Origin of the sequence: Dyadobacter bucti (assembly GCF_005869225.1) — a bacterium.
Taxonomy (GTDB): domain Bacteria; phylum Bacteroidota; class Bacteroidia; order Cytophagales; family Spirosomataceae; genus Dyadobacter; species Dyadobacter bucti.
This window is the reverse complement of the sequence record NZ_SWFP01000002.1, coordinates 470,334-492,811: the sequence shown is the minus strand read 5'-3', so window position 1 is coordinate 492,811 and position 22,478 is coordinate 470,334. Positions and strand designations below refer to the sequence as shown.

The window sequence follows — 22,478 nt, the reverse complement described above, 5'->3', positions numbered from 1 at the left end:
CCAAAATGAATAAAATACTGATAAGTGGCTTGCTGGTTTGGATGCTGTTTCCGTCCGCAGCCTTCTCGCAGAAGGCAAATGTGTTGACTACCAAGGAGAAAAAGGAAGGATGGGTGCTTTTATTTGATGGGAAAACTACTACCGGCTGGACCACCACTGCAGGCGCTCCGGTACCGGCTGGCTGGGAGGTGAAAGACGGCACTATTTCCGCGGTCAAAGGCAAAAAAGGAGGTGACATTGTGAGCGCCGGAGAGTTTGGCGACTTTGAACTGATGGCAGATTTTAATATTGCACCGGAAGGGAACAGCGGGATCAAGTACTTTTTCACCAAATATGAAAAAGGCGGAAACCTGGGATTTGAGTATCAGATCCTGGACGATAAGCTGGCTGAGGACAACAAAAAAGCCAATCATCTTACAGGTTCCTTTTACGATGTCATGCCGCCGGATGAATCGGTCAAAAAAACGAATGCACCTGGAAAATGGAACACGATGCGGGTGGTGGCAAAAGGAAAAAAAGTGGAGCACTGGCTCAATGGTATTAAAATCCTGGAATTTACAAGGAGCGGAAAAGAGTACACCGATGCGGTTGCGTTGAGCAAATTCAACAAATCGGTACCTGCGTTCGGAACGGTTGCAAAAGGGCATATCCTTTTGCAGGAGCACGGAGCGGATGTTTCTTTTAAAAACATTAAAATCAAAGAGTTATAAGTTATGGAAAATAGACGCGATTTTTTAAAGAAAGCAGCAGCAGGGTCGGTAGGTGTAGCGATAGGCGGTTCCGCTTTCGGTTTCAGTGCCAAAAGTTATAACCGTATTATTGGTGCCAATGAACTGGTAAGGGTAGGAACGATCGGCGTAAACAGCCGTGGAAAAAGCATGGGCGCAACTTTTGCCGGCCAGAAAGGCGCGGAAGTGGGCGTAGTCTGCGATGTGGACGAACGCGCCATTCCAAAGGCAATCAAGGCAGTGATGGATGCCAAACAAGTACAAACCCCGAAGTCGGAAAAAGACTGCCGGAAGGTACTCGAAGATAAATCAATCGACGCGATTTACATTGCAACGCCGGACCACTGGCACGCACCGCTCACGATCATGGGTTGTCAGGCCGGAAAGCACGTGTATGTGGAAAAACCATTAAGCCACAACCCGAGAGAAGGAGAATTGGCCGTTGAGGCGGCACGTAAATACAAACGTGTAGTCCAAATGGGCGCACAACGCCGCTCGGCTCCGATATTAACGGAAGGTATCAATGAGCTGCATAAAGGTATTATAGGCCGGGTTTATATGGCCAAAACGTGGTACACCAACAAACGCAAGGCGACAATTCTGAAACCGGGCACAGTACCATCATGGCTCGACTATGAGCTGTGGCAGGGACCGGCACCACGTATGCCTTACAAGGAAGGGCTTATCCACTACGACTGGCATTGGTTCTGGCACTGGGGAACAGGAGAAGCTCTGAACAACGGTACGCACGAGGTAGATGTGGCACGCTGGGGACTTGGCGTCGACTTTCCTACCCGTGTAAGCTCAGTGGGTGGACGGTATGAGTTTAAAGATGATTGGGAAACGCCTGATACGCAAGTGATTGCGATGGACTTTCCAGGGCGTATATCCCTGGTTTGGGAATCAAGAAGCTCCAACGGCCGGAAAATCGAAGGGCTTGACCGGGGTATTATTTTCTATGGCGAGAACGGAAGCCTTGATACCGGCGGTGACGAATACACTGTTTACGACCTCGACGGCAAGCTCATAAAAGAAGTAAAATCACAGGAAAAGGCAGATGTGCAGGGACGTAACCTGGCCAGTCCGAGCCTGGGTATGGACAGCCTGCATGTTGCTGATTTTCTGGATGCCATTAAAACCAACCGACGGCCGAATTGTGATGTGGAATTGGGTTACAAAAGTGTGGTGGCCATGCAGTTGGGTAATATTGCCTGGCGTGTGGGTAGGGACCTGAAAATTGACCCTCAAAACGGGCACATTATCGGTGACAAAGATGCAGAGAAGCTGTGGTCCAGGGAATATGAAAAAGGCTGGAACCCGGTAGTGTAACGGTCTGTCAATCCGACTGCGATATCTCGAGGTTTTTCATAAAAGTATCCATCATAATTAATGTGCAACATCCCGTTGAGCGGCCGCTCAACGGGATGTTTTTTTATTTAGATATTGACAGTCAAATATGCGCCCTGCAACACTGCCTGTCCGGGAACTGCTGTTCCTGATGCCGGGAAGCTCAGGTGCCATGATCTTTTTACTTTGGTTCCAATCCGTCGGTAGTCGCGCATTTCTTCGAAGCAAAATGTGGAATTACCTCTTTCCTCCATCACTATTCTCCTTCGTATTGAGTGGCTTTTATCAGCCGCATTTATAAAAACTGGGGAAATACTTTTATCTCAATCCGGGAAAGTGCCGCAAGCGTTGTGGAATAAGTTTCCCATGTAATCTGACCATTCAAAACTAATATCGGGAATTGCTTGAATATCTTGCTGTGTATTTTGGAAATGTAGTTGAATAGAGATATTTATTTGATTAAAAATTAGTTCGAAACAATAAAGAAAACTACTTACATTTTAAATCATACTACAAATATATACAGTTGAAACTATGCGTCTTTGTAGTATAATTAACGTTCTCGTAACTAGATCTTATTCACGCTTTTATGAGTCAATATCTGCTCACAATACCATTCACTGGTTTTTTGGTCAACCTCCTCATCAAATCCATTTTCGGATTTTATATTTCTTCATTTTCTTTATACTTTTAGGTAAGAAGTATAAAATACGCCCCCACCTGATAAGATTTGATATAATGTAATGGAATAACCTGTGAGAAAAGTTGAACATTTCTATGGAGAAATTACAATTATATTCACAGGTTGTCTCGCCCCGGAGTGTTTTTTGAATGGTTCAGATTTAATATTTGCGATTTTTCCTGTCATTCGTTAAATCTCTACACATGTAAAAAATAATTTTAGCCACCCGCCTTTCAGACCAAGAAAACATAAACCTCACTATCCGTATGAACCTATGAGAAAATTAAATTACTTCTGTTATTAAAAATAACACCCTGACCCTGCAACCTGTCAGTTGAATTGCCGGTATAAAATCCTGAAGTTACTTGTCATTCAGCCCGGCATTTTTTGATTTGAATCCTCTATTGCCAACACATCATAATATTAATTGTGTCAATTCTATGACTCCTTCTTTACTATCAACATCACTAAAGACTTTTGATTTCCGGCAGGAGCCGGAGTCTCTCGATGACAATATTTCATTTTCGCGGGAAACGGAAGCATCCTACATGGGGGCCGACGGTTATATACATTTTGCACAACCAGGGCAAAACCTCCTGACACAAAGCCAGGATTTCGCGAATGATGTCTGGAGCAAGATCGGTGTTACGGCATCGGTACCCACCGAATTTACTGCGCCGGATGGCAAAAATACCGCCAATAAACTTACAGAAACCAACGTGCTGGGCGAACACCGGATGTCGAGAAATGTGAACGTGATAAAAGGAGAGCCGGTTACGATCAGTGTTTACCTCAAAGCAGGTACGCGAAGTAAAATTCAGTTTAGTTTTGTGGGCGGCGCGTCTTTTACCGGAGGTACACCTGCGGTCAGGTTCGACCTTACTGACGGTTCCTTTCTTTCGTTTAGCTCCAATGTGATCGGCTACCAGGCAATTAGTGCCGGTAACGGATGGTGGAGGCTCAAAATTACAGGCGTACCCGACCGCAGCCCGGAATCGGGCCTGCACATTTTTATTCTGGGCGACAGTAAGGAGATACATTATTCAGGGAACACCGACAACTACATTTATGCCTGGGGTGCGCAGTTGGAACAGGGATCTTCGGTTTCGGCTTATGCGCCAACAACCGGCAGGCCTTATTCCGGGTTACGCTATAATTACAGGTGGTCAGGCCAGGCGCCTGCATTGGCCGGGGCCCTGATAGAGCCCGCCGGAACGAACCTGATCCGGTATTCGCAGACGTTCACCAATTCGGCCTGGTCAAAGCAGAGTGCAGATGTGATCGCAACGCGGACACTATCCCCCGACGGGCAGAATTTTGCCTTTAAAATCCGGGAAAATGTGGAAAACGCTATGCACTGTATTCTGTCTGGTACGCCTGTCAATACTGTAAGAAATGAGGTGTATACTTTAAGTGCGTTTTTTAAGGCTGCTGAACGGAAATGGGGCAGTATTATGGTCAATGATGCAGCTGTCCACATCGACCTGGAGAATGGTGCTTTCGGCAACAGAAACCCAAACATATTCCCAGCTGTTGTGGTAGAAAATATCGGACGAGGGTGGTTTCGCTTTTGCATGACATTTCCGGTTACCAGCAGTTCTACGACTATTACAATAGGTCCGTGCCGTACCAACGGACAGGCTTCCTACACCGGAGACGGGGAAAGCGGTATTCTTGTCTGGGGTGTGCAGTTTGAAAAAAGCGAGGAGATGACCAGCTATATCCGTACGGCATCAGCAGTTGTGACACGCGCATCCGATGTTGTGATTTTGAATGAACCTCTGGCTGATGAAGAGCACGACATTTTTATTCAGCGGACAAGGGGCGGGGTGTGGCTGAGCAAAATGAAGGGTAATTATCAGATACCCACTTCGGAAAGTGAAATGCAGGCTGTGAACTACTATGAGGCTGGTGAAACAAACATTAACAAAGAGGATATTGCCCAGTCATTGTTTCCGCATAAATATGAGGGCGCATTGCTCAACAATGCTTTGCTAAAAGTGTTTGATTCCACTTACATGGTTCAATCTCCAAATAAAACATGGTCGTTACGACAGGCATCAAACAAGACTTCCCCTATTTTCAGTTTCCAGGTACGCGCCGGTGATACATGGACGGGAGATGCCCGGAACCCGAAAAGAAAAGAAAGGTGTGAATTGTACATGAAAAATTCTCCGCTGCCGTTTGACAAAGACGTGTGGTTTTCGTACGCGATCAGGATAGCGGTCGGTGATCCGCTGGACTTGTCCCCGGTAGAATGGTGCTATTTAGGTCAGGTACACGCGACGGAAGATCCCGGTGAAATGAGCACCGGGCCTGTATTGGGTTTCAGACTTGAAGGTTTGGATACAATTAGTGCATATACGGCATCTACACTGGAAGACCCAATTCAGACGGCGCCCAAATACATTTACCGGGGAGGCGGACGGTTTGCCCGGGGAATATGGCACAGGGTAGTTGTGCGCATGCGTTTTTCGCCTACAAACGCGCAGCTTCAATGGTGGCAGAATGGAAAAGAGCTGATCAACATTTCCGACATCGGAATGGGTTATCCTGATAAACTGGGGCCGTATTGGAAGTTTGGTATTTACAGGTCGGCGATGAGACCGACGGTAACCGTCGAGTACGCCAATATGGAAGTAGCGTATGATTCGTCCCTCGAACACCGCATTACTGATCCGGCTGTGATCATATAGGTTTTGTCATGTGAAAAGGATAGGTCCCGCAAGCAGGTTTGCGGGACCTTTTTTGTGCAAAGACTTTATTTTCAGAACCAATTCGTGTTTTTTAGTATATCAATATTTTATAATGCTATTTTTATATTCTTTTGTATAAGGTATTATATTTGTCTGGTGCTATTGTGATCATAATTTGAAGGTAGAGGCTTTACATAATGAAACAGAGCTGTTGGCACAGGCTGCCTCAGGTTGCGAAAAAGCTTTCGCTACTTTATTCCATGGCTATCGAAACAAGATTTATTCCGTTGCTTTCCGGCTCACAGGTTCCGAGTTTCTGGCAGAAGAAGTTATCCAGGACATATTTTTGAAGCTGTGGGTCAAAAAAGAAACCTTGCCGCAGATCCAGGATTTTGAAGATTATCTGTTCATCATGACGCGCAACCATGTTTTTTCGGCCTTAAAGAAAATGGCCCGCCAGCAGCAGCTGGTGGATGAACTGCAACTTGAAATGCCTTCCGGGGAGAATACCACCTACAACCGGATTATGGACGATGAAATAGAGCAGATCGTGAGGCAAGCGGTAGAGTTGCTGCCGGCACAGCAAAAACAAATTTATCTGCTCAGCAAAGATCAGGAGCTGAAAAGGGAAGAAATTGCCAAAATGCTACGGATATCTTCCGAAACCGTTAAAACCCACCTGGCCAGAGCGTTGCGTCACATCCGCGCTTACAGCAAGCTCAAACTGGAAATCACTATTTCCTGGCTGCTGTTTTTCTTGGTAAATTAATTTTAAAACTTTTTTTAATCCATTGTCACCCAAAACAGGTCGGCGATAGTCTTTATGGTTGAAGGTCTGACATGGGTCAGACGCAACCTAAACAATGCCTATGCGAAGCGAACGCCTGGACGATTTGTTTTTCCGGTACTGCGGGAAAAACATTACGGGAGAAGAACAGGAAGAACTGATGACCTTACTGCTGCTTGAAGAAAACCGTGAACAAATAAACGGGTTGATCGATCAGCTGATCCGTAATGATAAATCTGAGCACCAACTGTCAAAGGAAATTGCGGATGACATCCTCACATCGATTTTTACAGCAACCGCCAAGAAAGCCGAACCGGACTTCGCGGAAGATGCTGTTTTCGAAAGCGGAGACCAGGAACCAGCAGGAAACATTAGACCTGTGTGGGTTTTCAGACTGGTGGCGGCTTCGCTGGCCTTGCTGATGGTTTACGGTGGATATCAGTGGCTCAACAAAAAAGAACAAAAACAGGTGCCGGTGGCAGTGCTGCGAAGTGTGTATGGGGAAGATGTGCCTGCCGGAGGCAACAGGGCGAGTCTTACGCTGGAAAGCGGGCAAACATTCGATCTTTCCACAGTAACGAACGGGAATCTCAAAGACCAGCCCGGTGTGACGGTCGACAGATCAAAGGGTGAGATCAGCTACCAGCAACTTACGGACGTTCAGGCTTCGTCCTATAACATACTGAAAACGCCCTTGGGCGGGCAATATAAGGTTATTCTGCCCGATGGCTCACGGGCCTGGCTCAATGCTGGTTCCAGCCTGAAATACCCGACCGTATTCACCGGATCAGAGAGGAATGTGGAAATGACCGGGGAGATCTATTTCGAAATTGAGCCAAACAAAAAAATGCCTTTCCATGTGCAGGTGGTCGACAGGATCAAGAGTAATAAGGACATGGAGATCACGGTTTTGGGTACACACTTTAACATTTGTTCTTATGGCGATGAGCCCACTATGCAGACGACCCTGCTGGAAGGATCTGTGAAGGTGAAAAAAGGCGATATGAGCCGGATACTTTCCCCGGGACAACAGGCCGAAGTGCAGGCGGGTGAGGCGGAACGTAAGATCGCTATCAAGATGGTTGATACCGAAAGTGTGGTTGCCTGGAAAGAAGGCCGGTTTGAATTCAACGGAAATATCAAGGAGATCATGCGGCAGATTTCGCGCTGGTACGATCTGGATGTGCATTATGAGGGAAATGTGGGCAGAAAAGCTTTTGCCGGTACTATTTCCAGAAAAAATAACGTATCGGAAGTACTTAAAATGCTGGAACTGACCGGCGGAATCCAGTTTCGGATCGAGGACAGAAAAATTACTGTGAAAAATACAGATTGAGATTGCTGAACCAAAACATAAACCCTTTATGACACCTGTAAATACTTCCTGAGGAGCGGATTTGCCGGATCAATCAAAAAAACCGGATGCGTTGCGACCGCACCCGGCCTACACTTGAATGGTCTGTAAATCATTGGAGAACGATACATTAACCTTAATCAAGCATACAAAACTATGAAATTTGTGTACAAGGGCAAAACTGTCCCGGCGGGAGCGTATATGATATTCCGTTCCAAACGGACGTATGATGCCACAGACAATCGAATCGACCGCCCGGCCTGGCTTGGCAAAGTATTCCTGACCATGAAATTAACCGCGTTATTATTCCTGATTGGCACGTTTCAGGTGTTGGCTGACAACACCTATGCGCAACAGGTTACCTTGCAAAAAAAGGATGCTACCTTACTGGAGGTTCTCAAATCCGTGCGAAAGCAGACGGGCTATCTTTTTATATGCGACCTGGAAATGCTTTCAAAAGCAGACAAGGTCAATATCAATGTGAGCAATGCTTCGCTGAAAGAGGTGCTGGACGCCTGCTTCTTGCGCCAGCCATTGACCTATAATATTGTCGACAAGACGATTATAGTCAAAAAGAAAAAAGAAGCCGAGCACAAGCCAAGGGAAGAGTCGGAAGTAAAAAGCGCTTACCCGTACTTCCCTGATCCCGGAGTGAAACGGCGTATGACGGATATCATGCAGGAAAAGATCAAAGCGGAAACTTTGTTTGACATTACTGTTAAAGGTAAAATCACCGACGATAAAGGCGAGACGCTGGCTGGTGTTAATATTGTTCAGAAAGGTACGCAGAGAGGAACGTCCACAGATGAGAAAGGAACATACAGCATCGATATCACCGATCCGGACGCAGTGCTGATCTTTTCTTTTGTCGGCTATGTTTCGCAGGAAGTTACCGTGGCCAGGCGCAGCTCCATCGACATCGTGCTTAAAGTGGATAACAAAGCATTGGAAGAAGTGGTGGTAGTGGGCTATGGTACCCAGAAACGTTCCGATCTGACGGGTTCCGTTTCATCTGTGAAAGCGGAGGACATCAAAAGTCTTCCGGTGCGTAGTGTGAATGAAGCTTTACAGGGACGTGCCGCGGGTGTGCAGGTAACCAGAAATGACGGCTCGCCAGGGGCCGCATCGGATATTGTGATCCGGGGCGTTGGGTCCATCGGAGGTATGTCGCCTTTGTACATCGTGGATGGTATACGTATGTCGGCGGGCAATAATTTCAATTTGCAGGATGTGGAATCCATTGAAATCCTGAAAGATGCCAGTGCCGCTGCTATTTACGGAGCGCAGGCGGCGGGAGGGGTTGTTTTGGTGACAACCAAAAGAGGTACGGAACTCGATAAGATGAACATTAATTTTAATGCTTACTATGGTGTACGGAAACCGAGAAACCTTTACAATCTGCTTAATACCGCCGACTATTATACTGCAAAAACGGCATTTGGCGTAGCTACCAACAGCTGGGGCGATCCCGCGAACCTGCCGGACCATGACTGGATCAATTCCCTTTATACCAACGGAAAAGAGGAAAGCTATTCGCTGTCACTTTCCGGTGCTACGGCTAAGACCAATTATTACCTGTCGGCCAATTACCAAAAAGAAGGCGGGACGATCATTGACAATTACTTTAAAAGATATGGTCTGCGGTCGAATGCAGATTACAAGATCAATTCGAAATTCAAAGTCGGCGAGACCATTTATGCGTGGATGACTGAGACAAACCCGACGGTGAACACTACATATCCATTTCGTTCGGCTCCGGTGATCCCGATTTACGATCCGACCAACTCGTACGGCGGCTGGGCCAAAACGGGCAGCTACTTCGGCGGCCCCAACCTGGTTGGCCAGGAGTATCAGAACCACATGAAGAACCAGACTTATGCACTGGAAGGAAATGTGTATGCCGACTGGCAAATCCTGTCAGGGCTTAATTTCCGTTCCACTTTCGGGGCTTCGATTTACAATGATAAAAACCTGCGTTTCAATGAAGCTTTCGACTACGGCATTGTTGCCAACCGGGTTGCTTTCCTGAGCCGTGACATCAACAACCAGCGCAACCTTACTGCGAACTTTGTACTTACTTATGCGAAAGTGCTGGGGCAGCATGACTTCAAGGTAATGGCAGGTTATGAAGCTTATAAATCGGACAGGAGCACATTGCGTGGAGAAGCGCAGGGGTTTCCCTATGTTACCTATAATCTGGCTTTATCCAATAACCCTAGCAGCTATGTTACCAGCGGCGGTGAATTTCCGCAAACGCGTTTGCTGTCCCAATTTGGCAGGATCAACTATACATACGCCAATAAATACCTGATCACAGCAACCGTACGCCGCGATGGTTCTGACCGGTTCGGTCCGGCTAACCAGTGGGGCGTTTTCCCGTCGGCATCCGTCGGCTGGAAAATCAATGAAGAAGCATTTGTCCGGGACAATCTTTCTTACTTGTCCAACCTGAAACTGCGGGCAAGCTACGGAAAACTCGGAAGTACAAGTAATATCCCGCAATATACTTATCAGTCTTCCTACGGAGGCAACGGCGGTACCAATTCGCAGGGACTTCCTGACGGCAGCAGATCAAAAGGATATGCGTTGACTGCCCAGCTTGCCAATCAGAATATCAAATGGGAATCGGTGCTGCAGACAGACGTCGGACTGGATATCGGTTTGCTGAAAAATGCGCTGAACATTACCATTGACTGGTACAGCCGACAGACGCAGGGGATGATCTATCAGGTACCGGTGGCGTTATCGAGCGGTTTTGGTGCTACTTCTGTTTTTACCAACATTGGTCAGATGAGCAACAAAGGCCTTGAAATTGCGGCTGATTTCCGTGGGAAAAAGGGGGCGTTCACCTATTCACTGGCCGCCAATGCGTCATTTAACAGAAATTTGGTAAAGCAGCTGGACGGTAACAACAACAATCCGATCAGTGACGGACAAGCCGGAAATGATCTGGACGGGCCGGCCGGTCGCACACAAGTGGGAAATCCGATGAGCCAGTTCTTTGGTTATCAGGTGGATGGAATTTTTCAGACGAGTGAAGAAGTGGTGAGCCTGAACGAAAAAGCACAGCAGCAGGCAGGAACGCCAGGTGTTTATTACCAAAATTCGGGTACTTCGGCAGGTGACCTGAAATTCCGTGACAACAATGGTGACGGCAGGATCACGACCGCTGACAGGACTTTTATTGGAAATCCATGGCCAAAACTTACCTACGGACTTACAGTCAACCTGGGTTGGAAGGGCCTTTCTCTTACCGCATTGTTCCAGGGAATCCAGGGTGTGGACGTGTATAATGGTAACAAGTATTACACTGAATTCCTCTACGGCGATTACAATACCACAAAGGATATTTTCAATGCTTCGTTTTTCAATGGGAACGGACTGACCAGCAGCCCGAGGGTGGGGGTGACGAACCCTTCCGGTGCCTTTGCGCGTGACCCGAACTCAAATTACGGCCGTATTTCCAGCTATTTCGTGGAAGACGGGTCTTTTCTTAAACTGAGAAATCTGCAGATCGGATATACCATTCCAGGCAGTTTAACCAAAGCACTGAAAATTTCAGATCTGAATGTTTATGTCCAGGGGCAAAACATGATGACGCTCACCAAGTACTCAGGACTTGACCCGGAAGTTCTGGGAAGGAACGGCACTACTGCCAGGGGGATTGATACGATCTTTTCCTACCCCAGAAACATGTTGTTATCCATGGGCATTAATCTGAGTTTCTAAAATCAAAATTATCCTGATCATGAAAATATTATTGAAATTGTCGCTTATCGTCGTAGCCATACTGGGAATGGCTTCCTGTAAAGACAGCTTTGTCAACGTCGATAATCCGCTTGCTATTTCCACAAGCAGTTACCCGGCCACGGTCTCGGATCTGGAACAACTGCTCACAGGCGTGTATGCCACGCAACATGCGGGAGGGGTATTCGGACGCGCCATGGGGCCTTACAGCACTTATCTCTGGGACCATACCACCGACCTGAGCTGGCAGGGCTCCCCCAACTGGATCCAGATGGGACAGAACAATGCGCTGCCCAGCGATAACTTTCTGTTACAGATCTGGCCGGACTTGTGGAGGGGCGTTCAGCGGTGCAACACCCTGCTGGCCGGTATTGAGCGTGTCAATGCGACTGCTTCTTCCGATGCGGATAAGGCCAATATCGCGCTGATCAAAGGGCAGACCTTATTTCTGCGGGCCTGGTACTACTCCTATCTGGTCAGTTTCTGGGGTGAGAGTTTTATTGTAAATGGCGCAGGCGGAGAAAAAATGGGCGTGCCGATTACTACGGTTGCTGCCGGCGACCTGACCGAAACCCAGGTTTCAAGGTCGACGGTGAAGGAATGCTGGGATTTTATTATCAGTGACCTTAAAGCAGCGGAAACTTTGCTGGCAGGAAAAAACTGGACAGGCGCTACCGACAAGCACAAGGCTGGTCAGTGGGCAGTGAAAGGGTTCCTTGGGAAGGTTTATGTGTATGTGCAGGATTGGGCCAATGCAAAAACGTATCTGGGCAATGTGATCAATGAAAGTGGAAAGTCACTGGTTTCTTTTGATACCTACAAAACCATGTTCAACGGTCAGAATGAGTTCAATTCGGAGTCGCTGTATGAGCTCAATATGACTGTGGATATGACCTATGCCGGTGCGAACGATTTGTCTATGGGATCCATGATGGCCACATTAACCGCTCCATCCTATGTCGGTCCGACAGGCACACCCATCGCTTCCGCATGGTCAAATGTGTTTCCGCATGCCAAAAATATTGAGCGTTTCGGGTTTAACCTCGGTCATTATTTCCCTGCCGGAACTACTACCGCCAACATTGCCAACGTAGACCAGTCTTATATCACCAAATCCATGGCAGCCCGGACTGCCAAAACTGTCGATCCGAGATTGTGGGTAGCGTGCCTTCAGCCTTATGTGGATTCAATGGTCGTAGCGGGAGCCAAAAAGCCGATCTCACACTATCTGGACATCACCGAGCTTGATATGGAGGCTTGGAGTTTCCGTAAATATATCAACCTTGCGGGAACGGAGCTGGAAATCAACCGGGCCAACGGCGCAAATGTGCTCTGGCTGCGCCTCGCGGATGTTTATTTGCTTTATGCCGAAACCCTGACACACACCGGCGACAATGTTACTGCTCTGGAATATATCAATAAGGTAAAACGACGAGCGTACAATTATCCGGTGAATGCGCCTTCAGTGGTAGATTATAAAAGCTTGACGGATGTTACCAAAGCACCGGACGCTGTATTGAAAAACGATCCCCTGAAATATGAGCGCTGGGCAGAATTTTTTGGTGAGTTTAACTGGTGGTTTGATGTATGCCGGTGGAAGATCGGTGACAAGGAAGCTGCATATTATCAGAAAATCAGGGGAGGCCCAATCCAGTGGGATGCCACTGACTATGCGCAGCCCATTCCTATCAACGAGATCAACGCCAACGTGAATATGCGGCAGAACCCGGGGTATTGAGTTATGAAGAAAAGGAAATTAGAGCGAATGCGAGCGTAGCATCAGAAGTTGGGCGTAGTTTTTGACTACGCCCAACTCTCACCGCCACGCCAAGTTTCAAAAAGTAATTTAAATGGGTAAGAAGCGACTGCTGATTTTTAAGATCCTGGCGATTATGTCGCCGTTGATTTTACTGGCTTTGCTTGAATGCGCGCTCAGGTTGTTTGGTTATGGCCACGACCTGAGCCTTTTTGTTGAAGACGAAAAACATCCGGGTTACCTGGTTATGAACCAGTATGCTTCAATAAAATACTTTTCTGATCAGCAAAATGCTACCATCGGCAATTTTGAACCGTTTAAAAAACAAAAAACACCCGGAACACTCCGCATTTTTGTACTCGGAGAGTCCACGACCATTGGCTATCCTTACATGCATAATGGCTCGTTTCATCGCTGGCTCCGGTACCGGCTTATGCACACATTGCCGGACAAAGAATTTGAAATCATCAACCTTTCACTCACCGCAGTTAATTCCCACACCGTTTTTGATTTTGGCCGGCAGCTGGTCGACTATGAACCCGACGCAGTTCTCATTTACACAGGGCACAATGAATATTATGGTGCATTGGGTGCAGGCTCCACCAAAGCCTTCGCCCGCAATACCAATTTGATCAGGACCTTGATCAAAATCAGGGAGTTCAGGGTCACGCAATTGATCTATAGCACTTTGACTTCTGTCAAATCAGTTTTTGCGGGCAAAGAGATCGATTTACGTGAAAATCTGATGAAAAGAATGGCCGAAGACCAGCAAATCGCTTACGGGTCGGACACCTATCAGGCTGGTATTGACCAGTTCAAAACCAATATGAACGATCTTTGTGCCCTGATGAACAAGAAAGGTATCCGTGTATTCCTTAGTAACCTCGTCAGCAATGAAAAAGACCTGAGGCCATTTATCAGCGTTCCGGTAAAGGGAGCGCCGTCCGCTGACGTTCATTATGAAATGGCGAACCGGCTTTATAATGGAAATAATTTTATCGGGGCAAAAAAAGAATACATGCAGGCCAGCGAGCTGGACCTTTTGCGGTTTCGCGCACCACAGGTGGTCAACCGGATTATCCGGGAAATTGCAGACACTTATTCGAGCGTGACCCTCGTGGATGCCAGGACTGCTTTCGAGAAGAATTCGGAACATGGAATTTTGGGAAAGCAGACATTGCTGGAACACGTGCATCCCAATTTGCTTGGCTATGCTTTGCTCTCTGATGCATTTTATGAGTCCTTCAAAAAAAGCGGGCTGATCAGTGTAAAAAATGATCACGCAATGTCCTTTGCAGAACTGAGAAAACGTATGCCTGTCACAGCCGTGGACTCTCTGAAAGGTGACTACGAGGTGATGATCCTGAAAGAAGGGTGGCCTTTTAACGTGCCCATGCCGCCGGAGGAAAAGCGAGAAAAAACAATTGAAGAGCAGCTCGCAGGTGCCCTGGTCGTAAAGCAGATATCCTGGGAAGAGGCTATGGGCCGACTGAAAGCAAATTACATCAGGCAGAATGACAGGGCGGGCGTCCTGAAAGTGATGGAAGCTCTGGCATTGGAGCAAACATTGGATCCGCTGCTTTATGACCAGACGGGTAAAATTTGTCTGACCATGGGCGAACATGAAAAAGCCGTCACTTATTTTGCCCATGCATTTCGCATAGAGAATAACTTTGACCGCGCACAAAAACTATTTATTACGCTCCTGAAACTCGACCGGCCGCAGGAGGCATTGGTATACCTTGAATACGCGGCTGCCAACAACCAGTCAGGGTTCAGTCTGAATGAACTGCATTCTTTTGTACAGCAGCTTGTTGAGCTCAAAAGCAAGTTTGAAAAGGACAGCGCAAATGTCGCTTTGAGCAATCAGCTTGCTGCGGGTTACCTCAAATTTGCAAATGCAACCGCGGCTGATAAATACGTGAAGCTGACGCTGAATCGAGAGCCGAAAAACCAGATCGCGCTGCAATTAAAAGAGCAGATCAAAGCAATCCGTCATACTTCCGTGCAGCAACCCTGATGCCCCTTTGATTTTTTATTATTCTCCCGCGCATTTTACAACTAGTTTTAAAGCATCCGACAGATCAGGGTACCGAAATGTGTAAAAAAGGCCAAAATATTTCTTTGGAAATGAGCGAAGATTTTGATCCCAAAAAATGGATAAAAATTTTGAGGTCTGTCTGAATAAAAGCGCGATCCGGATTTTTACCCCAAAAAGATCTCATGCCGAAATATGATTAAACTTATTTTTGCAAATGATGACCCTCATTTTAACAGGCGACGTATATTGATAAAAGTTACTCTGTTTATTAATTTGTTTTAAAATTATTGGAATGATCTAAGCCATCTTTTGATAGAAAAACTTAAAATAATTTAGCGAACAAGTTGTACATATTTCAGACAAATTGGTGTAAAAATCTACAAAGTTGATCCCAAAGTTGGATGTTTACACGGATATAGTTTGTCTTTTAGCTTGCCAATGTTTCATTAATTCACTAATTTGTCCGTTTTATTGGAATTTAATTCGATGAATAATATTCTGGCCTCGTTTGGCATGCTGTTCTGATACAGAAACTTAAGTTGGGTGAAGTGGTAAAAAACAAGGTTTCACCGGGCAAAATATCCGGCTGAATAACTCATCGGGGATCTTAAAATAATAAATTTTGAAAAAAACTACGTACCCTGAATTATATCTGACGTTAAGAGTGTTTTATTTGACAAACATGATATTTCTGATATCGTGTGTTTTTTGCACAGCCGTTGTAAGTGAACCTTTCTCTGCCAAGTTCAAGTCAGATCATGCCACCCGTTCAGACTTTTTTTTAGTTTTTGAGAAAGCAGATACCCTCGTGCCCGCTGCCAGCGCAAGGGTTTCGGGATCGCTCCATGCACCCGGCGTATATAATAACGAAGCAGAACTTATTATATCCGCAGGCGGGTCCAGGATCGCTTCATTGCAGTACGCGGTTAACGACAGCGACTTTGTGAACTACCGGGGACCTGTAAGGATACAAAAGCCGGGCAAGTATACCGTAAAAGTTAAAGCTACAGATTCCAACAGAAATGAAACGATTTCCCGTCCGTACAAATTCAGTGTCATTGATACCGGCGAACCCAAGCTACTTTCGTTTTCAAAAAAGAAACTCACCTTTACAGTGCTCAAAGGTCAGGCTGTGAACAGACAATCTACCAGCGTGGTGGCGGACACCGAGGCTCCGCTGTATAATTTGTCCAAGACAAAAGCAGCGTGGCTCAATCTTCCTAAAACAACAACCGGTATACTGCGATTAGGTCCCGCTCAAATCAATTCGAATGTACCTGCCGGCAATTACCGCGTGATGGTTACCTGCAGTGCGCCGGGATACAAGTCGGGTACCTTACTGATCGATCTGCATGTGATAGAACCGCTGGATAAACATGCTATCAACATCAATTTTCAGGACCCGCAAACCATTCCGCCCCTGGGTCACCTGAGAGATTACGGTCAGCCCTTCGGGTTGCGGACAGGGGCTTACCAGGGAGTAGGGTTGTACTACGGCTGGAAAAAGAGGGTGGATGGTAGTGTGCTTGATCTTACAGCCAACGGCCGAAACCGCAATACGCCGGACGACGTACTGCTGGCAACGCTTATTCACATGCAGGCTAATCATATAAAAGCTCCCTGGAAAGGGGTGAAAACCGAAGGCTACTGGGAGGTAAGGGTTCCGAATGGTACTTATGACGTGACGGTGTCGGCAGGGGATGGCAGTGTTACGCTCATGCCTGAAAAGCATATCCTCAATGTTGAAGGTGTTAGTGCCGTCAAAGCATTTGTCCCGAATGGAAAAAAGGGAACTATCAGTCGTTTCAAATCGGCTACTGTACGCGTAAAGGTCAATGACGAGCATCTGACGATCAACGCGGACGGCGGGAAGAGCACGAAGATCAATTATGTCAACATTGTACCTGTTTCTTTGCGCCCGTACCTGTACTGGGGAACCAAGACATCGAACATAATACTGAAAAAAGGCAGCGTCGGGAAGAGTGTGTTTTCCGTGATGCTGGGCTCTTCAAATAATGTTGTGCTCCCGTATAAGATCACAGCAGTATATGGCCCTCGTGCCAAAGGTTGGCTTAAATTTAACCCGTCACCCAAAGCTGCGCAGACCGCAGTGACCTTCGATTACTCTGCTGCCCGCAGGCTGCCGCCGGGGATTTATAAAGCAAGTGTCAAAGTTACCTCCGAACAGTGCACAAGTGCTGTCATGGAAATACAGCTGAACGTTGTCGATAAGACGCGACCCTACGTGGTTTCTTCCACGCCTGTGAACGGCGAGAAAAAAGTGAGCCTGAGCACCGCGAGCATTGCCGCCAATAGCTTGTCGGTTCCGGTTTCGAAAGGGCATAAGGGAGGTATTGATAACAGCACGATCACCAACAGGTCGGTTGGCCTGCTGAAATATGTAAATGGGGTCTATTCAGGAGTCAGAGGCGTTGTACAGGGTACGGGAGGAGGTGATGCGATCAGTTTCACCCCATCCAGCAGCCTCGAACCGAACACTGTTTACCGGTTTATTGTTACGCCTGCTGTCAAATCTTACGCGGGTGTCCCCATTGCCCCGTATGAGGCTACTTTCACAACCGACGCTGCCGAGATCGACTCTAGCAATATTCTGAACGCTCAGTTTACCAGAGTTCCGTTGCCCGGTACGCAGAACAAGAAATACAGCTCCCTGACTGTCGGGCCGGATGGTAAATTGTATGCACTACGTCTCGACGGAGTGGTTGAACGCTTTGTTATTAACCATAGCACGGGTTTGCTCACCGGGTTGCAGGCTATGAATACTTTGGTTAAAAAACATGGGGTTCGTTCGGCGGTGGGAATTGCTTTTGATCCCAAATCAACGGCATCTAACTTGATATTATATGTTACGCATTCATCCGGTGGGCTTTCGGGAGCACCGGAATTTGACGGTAACCTTTCCCGTCTGGCTGGTGCTAATCTCGAAACGGAACAGCTGCTCATCACACGCCTTCCAAGGTCAAAACGGGACCACCTGATCAATAGTCTCGCTTTCGGGCCCGATGGTGCGCTTTATATGAGCCAGGGAAGCAACAGTTCCGCAGGATTGTACGACGACGACTGGCAGCAGGAAGAAAGTCTGCTGGCGGGAACAGTGTTGCGGCTGGACCTGAATAAACTCAAAACATTCCGTCTGCCTCTGAATGTGCAGACAACCTCGAATCAGGACTTGATAAATCGCGCACCGGCCGTTTCGGCGACAATGAAAGACGGCACTTACAATCCATACGGAAAAAATTCACCGTTAACTATTTTTGCGTCCGGCGTCCGTAATGCTTTTGATTTGCTCTGGCATTCCAATGGTCAGCTTTATCTGCCCACAAACGGATCCGGAGGCGGAGGGAATTCACCGGCTTCCGTAGCAGGAACGAGACGGGCGAATGGTTCATTTTATAAAGGCCCGGCTATCCCGGCAACCTCAGGCACGCAGGTTCAGCATGACTGGCTTTTCCGTGTGAACCCCAACAGGCCTGTGGGGTACTACGGGCATCCTAATCCGTTGCGAGGAGAGTATGTATTGAACCGGGGATATGATGATAATTCGTTATACCTGCCTTCGGTAAAAGCAGATGTAAACTACCGTCCAGGTTATGATTTTGGACTCAATAAATCGCCCAATGGAGTTATTGAGTATAAAAGCAATACTTTCAACGGAGTGCTGAAAGGCAAGCTGCTTGTCTGCCGGTTTTCCGGGGGAGGGGATATCACGGTGATGGAACCAGGTTCGATGGTTAAAACCGCCAACAAGGCTGATGATGCGATTTACGATATTGTAAAGGTCACTACCGGTTCAGGTAACAGCGGGTTGGTGGGTATGTCCGGTTTTGGTAATCCCCTTGATCTTGTGGAAGATGTGGTAAATGGTAATCTCTATGTGATCGAGTACAACTGGAACAACAGTCCGAATCTTGTTTCCCAGATCACACTTCTTCGCGTGAAGCCGCTTCCTTCCCAGGTTGCTCCCGCCGACAGTCCGAAGACTGCGAAACCGGTTAGAAAGATTATTCCCGCAAAAACAAAAAAATAACCTGTTCCTGATCAGATCAGAGGCAGGCTACTTTTTTTATTGCTGGGTTGTCGGTTACTTCAAAGTGCGTATGTAGGAAAGCAGATCGGCCACCTGCTTATCTGAATAATTATCGATCAGGCCTTTTTGCATAAAGGAGCGGCCGCCAAGGGAGTATTGGTTGCGGATAAGGTTGGCCTCAATGAAAACTTTTCCGCCACCCATAAAAGCCACAGTCGTGCCGCGCTCGTCTTTATTGACCAGATATCCTTCCACGCTGCTGCCGTCCTTTTTGATCACGCGGTATATAGAGTATCCGGACTCAACCGCAGCGTCGGGATCCAGGATCGCCGTGAGAAGTGCCTCATTTTCGCGGGAAGCCGAACCGTCCAGCGCCGGTGCTATATTCTGACCCTTACCTGCCACCTGGTGGCATGATAAACAGGTTTGAAACAGTACTTTGCCGGCTTCCGGGTTCCCGGTGTTTTTTTGCGCCACCGTCATATATTTATCGAGCCTGCCCTTGAAAGCTTTCTTCTTTTCTTCGTCACGCTTTTTGACACCTTCCATGATGGCCAGTCCCCGGCGGTCGTTGCGGTTGGAATTGACGATGCGCTCGGCAGCGGACATATCGAACGCCGCAAGTTGAATCAGTTTTTTCTCATGCATATTGACAAGTACGCCCGCACCCTGTCCGGATTCCGATAAACTGCTGGCCAGTTCGCTTTTTTCGACTTCGTTTAGTTCGGGCAGCCATTTGGTCAATGCTTTTTGTCCGGCTACCGGATCGGCTTTTGAAAGGCTGGCCAACGCTGCGGAACGGATGTCGAAGCTGAATTTTTTGTTTTGTACAATGCCGGCAAACACCTGTTGATTGGCTTTTGGGTCATTTTCCAGTGCGCTTAATGCAAGTTTTAAAGTATTGTCAGAAGCTTCTTGATTGATCAGGGCTACAATGGCCTGGCGAGCTTTTTCAATTTTGAAACGTCCGGCGGCATCCAGTGCCAGGTCCTTTTCGGAGGGCGATTGGCTGCCCAGCAGCGTAATTACCGGAAGTTCCATCAATGCCGAAAGTTCAGGAGACTGCACCTCTCCCTGATTTTGAACTGCGTATTCAAGATAAACCGCCGCATTCGCCTGGTCTTGGAATACAGGTTTCACCATCTCATAAATGTCTTTTTTCGAAAGCATTTTTGAAATACTAACAAATGTGGATTCATCCAGCTGGGCTATGCCGGATTTTGGCCAGAACTTCATAAAAGCCGCGTCGCGCTGCGCATCAGGAAGAGCCTGCACCGCCCATAATATATTGGTCACAGGTATATCTCCCGCAATAGGTTGGTCGATGTATTTTTGTGAAAGCCCTGCATATTGTTCCAGGGCTTTCCGCGCCAGAAAACGTTCCTGTTTTCTTTCGTATGAACCGCCCATTTTGTTGCCAGGCAGCTCAGGTTTGCAGGCGCGCACCAATATATCGATCCCGGCCAGATCAGTCTCGCCAGCATCGGAAAGGGTGCGAAGTACTTGTGATCGTACGGAAGGATTTGGATCATCTGCCAGTGATTTTAACCGCGATGAGATCTGTGACGGGTTCAGCGAAAAGCTGGTCAGTGAGCGGACCGCCTCCCTCTTGAGATTGTCGGAACCGGATTTAAGGAGGGTGTTCAACAAATTCTCGTCATAGTGCCTGATGCCTTCTAGCGACCACAATGCATGAATGCGGGTAATTTCATCCTGCGATCCGTCGGAAGCCAGCGCTGTCAGCTGAGGTATCAGTTGTTTAGTTTCTGCCTCCGGCCGGTCTGTGATTTGATGCCAGGCAGCCCGTTTTTCCCAGGTCGAAGGCGATTTCAGGTGGTTGACAAGATCTTCGGTTTTGACCAGGTACATATCGGGAATTTCTCTCGGTTTCTGGCTCACATGCCTGATCCGCCAGATCCGTCCGTGTGATTTGTCGCGGTCGGGGTGCGTGGTTGGAAGTTCGTTATGGGAGACGATCTTGTTGTACCAGTCGGCAATATAAAGGCAGCCGTCGGGACCAAATTCCATGTTCACCGGCCTGAACCAGTCATCCTCCGACGTCAGCAGGTCGGGCAGGTGTTTGGACGAAATACTGCCATCGGCGTTTCGGATAATCTGAACTGCATTGATGGTACTCGTAATGGGATTAGCCAAAAAAGCTACATTCCTGTATGCATCAGGAAAAGATCCGGAAACATCGTCAGCGAAGGCTGTGCCTGATATTCCCGTTCCTCCAACCCTGAACTCATGGTGTTCAGGTACGAAAGGTTGATATGGGCGAAGATGTTCGTTGCCGATACCGGGAAATGACATGCCCGGTTCCATAGGCGTAACCGAGTAGCCCAGGTCATTGGCTTCCGATCCATACCACTGGCCGTCGCTCCGCATCTGGTAACCCCAGATATTATTGAGACCACTGTTTACCAGTTCCATTTTTTTAGCATCCAGCGACATCCGCACGATCTTGCTGTAATCGATTTTAAGCTTCGTACCGCTTTTCAGGGAAGTGACTTCTCCTTTGTTCAATGCTCCATGACTGAAATGGACCCAGTCGCCCGGGGCCCGCATCAGTACGTGCGCCATGGTATGCGTATCCGTAAATCCGAAGCCCGTTAGCAGAGGAGTGCGAACGTCAGCTTTTCCGTCCTTATTGGAATCATTCAGAAAAAACAACTCGGAACCCTGCGCAACATACGCTCCGTCCTTGTAAGGTAATATGCTCATCGGGATGGTCAGGCCGTCGGCCCAGACGTTCGATTTTACCTTTTTTCCTCCGTAGAAGTCCGAAAGTACGAGTATCTTGTCGGTACCCTTGGTTTTGCCCTGGAAAAGGTCCAGTACCCGTTTAAAGTTGGGATGGTTTTTCTGGGCTTCCTGATCGTCCATCAGTCTCAGCAGGTCGTCCCACTGGATATCAGCCACCGGATCCAGCGGGTACATTCTGGCGGTTTGCGTCCAGAGCCTTCCCGCGTCATCGAAAGTGAGGTCTATGGGATTGATCACACTGTCGCGCTCACTGGCCACCAGTTCTATGACAAACCCCTCGGGCAGTTTAAATCCGGCCAGCTCTTCTTCAGGTGTGTAAATCCGGGTGCGCACGGATTGTGTTTTCTGGCCAAATACCAGCGTGGTGATGGTGAGGGAGGAGACGAAAAAAATCCTGCTGAGTAAAACTTTGGGCGTCATATTTGCTGGTCCTTAAAGGGTTTATGGTAGTGAATTGACCGGGTCATGTCATTGATTTAATAAAATATTAAACCGGGATAATCTACTATAACGAAACGGCTTACTA

Annotated in this window: 11 protein-coding genes; 9 read left to right on the top strand and 2 right to left on the bottom strand. The window is 47.6% G+C overall.

Annotation, left to right across the window (positions count from 1 at the left end; genetic code table 11):
* The first annotated feature begins 5 nt into the window (after positions 1 to 5).
* Both FBF61_RS07255 and FBF61_RS07250 read left to right on the top strand, forming a co-directional pair.
* Positions 6 to 710 (top strand): 3-keto-disaccharide hydrolase, encoded by a 705-nt coding sequence (locus tag FBF61_RS07255; protein ID WP_138476538.1) that lies wholly within the window; start codon positions 6 to 8, stop codon positions 708 to 710.
* A gap of 3 nt (positions 711 to 713) precedes the next feature.
* Positions 714 to 2,057 (top strand): Gfo/Idh/MocA family oxidoreductase, encoded by a 1,344-nt coding sequence (locus tag FBF61_RS07250; RefSeq protein WP_138476537.1) that lies wholly within the window; start codon positions 714 to 716, stop codon positions 2,055 to 2,057.
* A 107-nt stretch (positions 2,058 to 2,164) separates the two neighbouring features.
* On the opposite strand, the gene FBF61_RS34510 is transcribed toward FBF61_RS07250, so the two are convergent.
* On the bottom strand, positions 2,165 to 2,329 hold the full coding sequence (locus FBF61_RS34510; RefSeq protein ID WP_166444448.1) for a hypothetical protein: 165 nt from the start codon (positions 2,327 to 2,329) through the stop codon (positions 2,165 to 2,167).
* Between the two features lie 868 nt (positions 2,330 to 3,197).
* Between FBF61_RS34510 and FBF61_RS07245 the strand changes: the two genes are divergently transcribed.
* From FBF61_RS07245 to FBF61_RS07215, 7 genes are all read left to right on the top strand, one after another.
* Positions 3,198 to 5,453 carry a phage head spike fiber domain-containing protein gene (locus tag FBF61_RS07245; protein WP_138476536.1) on the top strand — a complete coding sequence of 752 codons (2,256 nt, stop codon included), beginning with the start codon at positions 3,198 to 3,200 and terminating at the stop codon, positions 5,451 to 5,453.
* A 175-nt stretch (positions 5,454 to 5,628) separates the two neighbouring features.
* A complete protein-coding gene (locus FBF61_RS07240) occupies positions 5,629 to 6,222 on the top strand; it encodes an RNA polymerase sigma factor (protein WP_138476535.1) in 594 nt (197 codons plus the stop codon).
* 100 nt (positions 6,223 to 6,322) lie between these two features.
* On the top strand, positions 6,323 to 7,576 hold the full coding sequence (locus FBF61_RS07235; protein ID WP_138476534.1) for a FecR family protein: 1,254 nt from the start codon (positions 6,323 to 6,325) through the stop codon (positions 7,574 to 7,576).
* A gap of 174 nt (positions 7,577 to 7,750) precedes the next feature.
* Positions 7,751 to 11,323 (top strand): TonB-dependent receptor, encoded by a 3,573-nt coding sequence (locus FBF61_RS07230; RefSeq protein ID WP_138476533.1) that lies wholly within the window; start codon positions 7,751 to 7,753, stop codon positions 11,321 to 11,323.
* A gap of 19 nt (positions 11,324 to 11,342) precedes the next feature.
* A complete protein-coding gene (locus FBF61_RS07225; protein WP_138476532.1) occupies positions 11,343 to 13,079 on the top strand; it encodes a RagB/SusD family nutrient uptake outer membrane protein in 1,737 nt (578 codons plus the stop codon).
* 112 nt (positions 13,080 to 13,191) lie between these two features.
* Positions 13,192 to 15,117, top strand: coding sequence for an SGNH/GDSL hydrolase family protein (locus FBF61_RS07220; RefSeq protein WP_138476531.1), 1,926 nt, complete (start codon positions 13,192 to 13,194; stop codon positions 15,115 to 15,117).
* 703 nt (positions 15,118 to 15,820) lie between these two features.
* On the top strand, positions 15,821 to 19,186 hold the full coding sequence (locus FBF61_RS07215) for a PQQ-dependent sugar dehydrogenase (RefSeq protein ID WP_138476530.1): 3,366 nt from the start codon (positions 15,821 to 15,823) through the stop codon (positions 19,184 to 19,186).
* A 54-nt stretch (positions 19,187 to 19,240) separates the two neighbouring features.
* Here FBF61_RS07215 and FBF61_RS07210 read toward each other — a convergent pair whose 3' ends face one another.
* Positions 19,241 to 22,372 carry a PVC-type heme-binding CxxCH protein gene (locus FBF61_RS07210; protein WP_138476529.1) on the bottom strand — a complete coding sequence of 1,044 codons (3,132 nt, stop codon included), beginning with the start codon at positions 22,370 to 22,372 and terminating at the stop codon, positions 19,241 to 19,243.
* Positions 22,373 to 22,478: the final 106 nt, after the last annotated feature.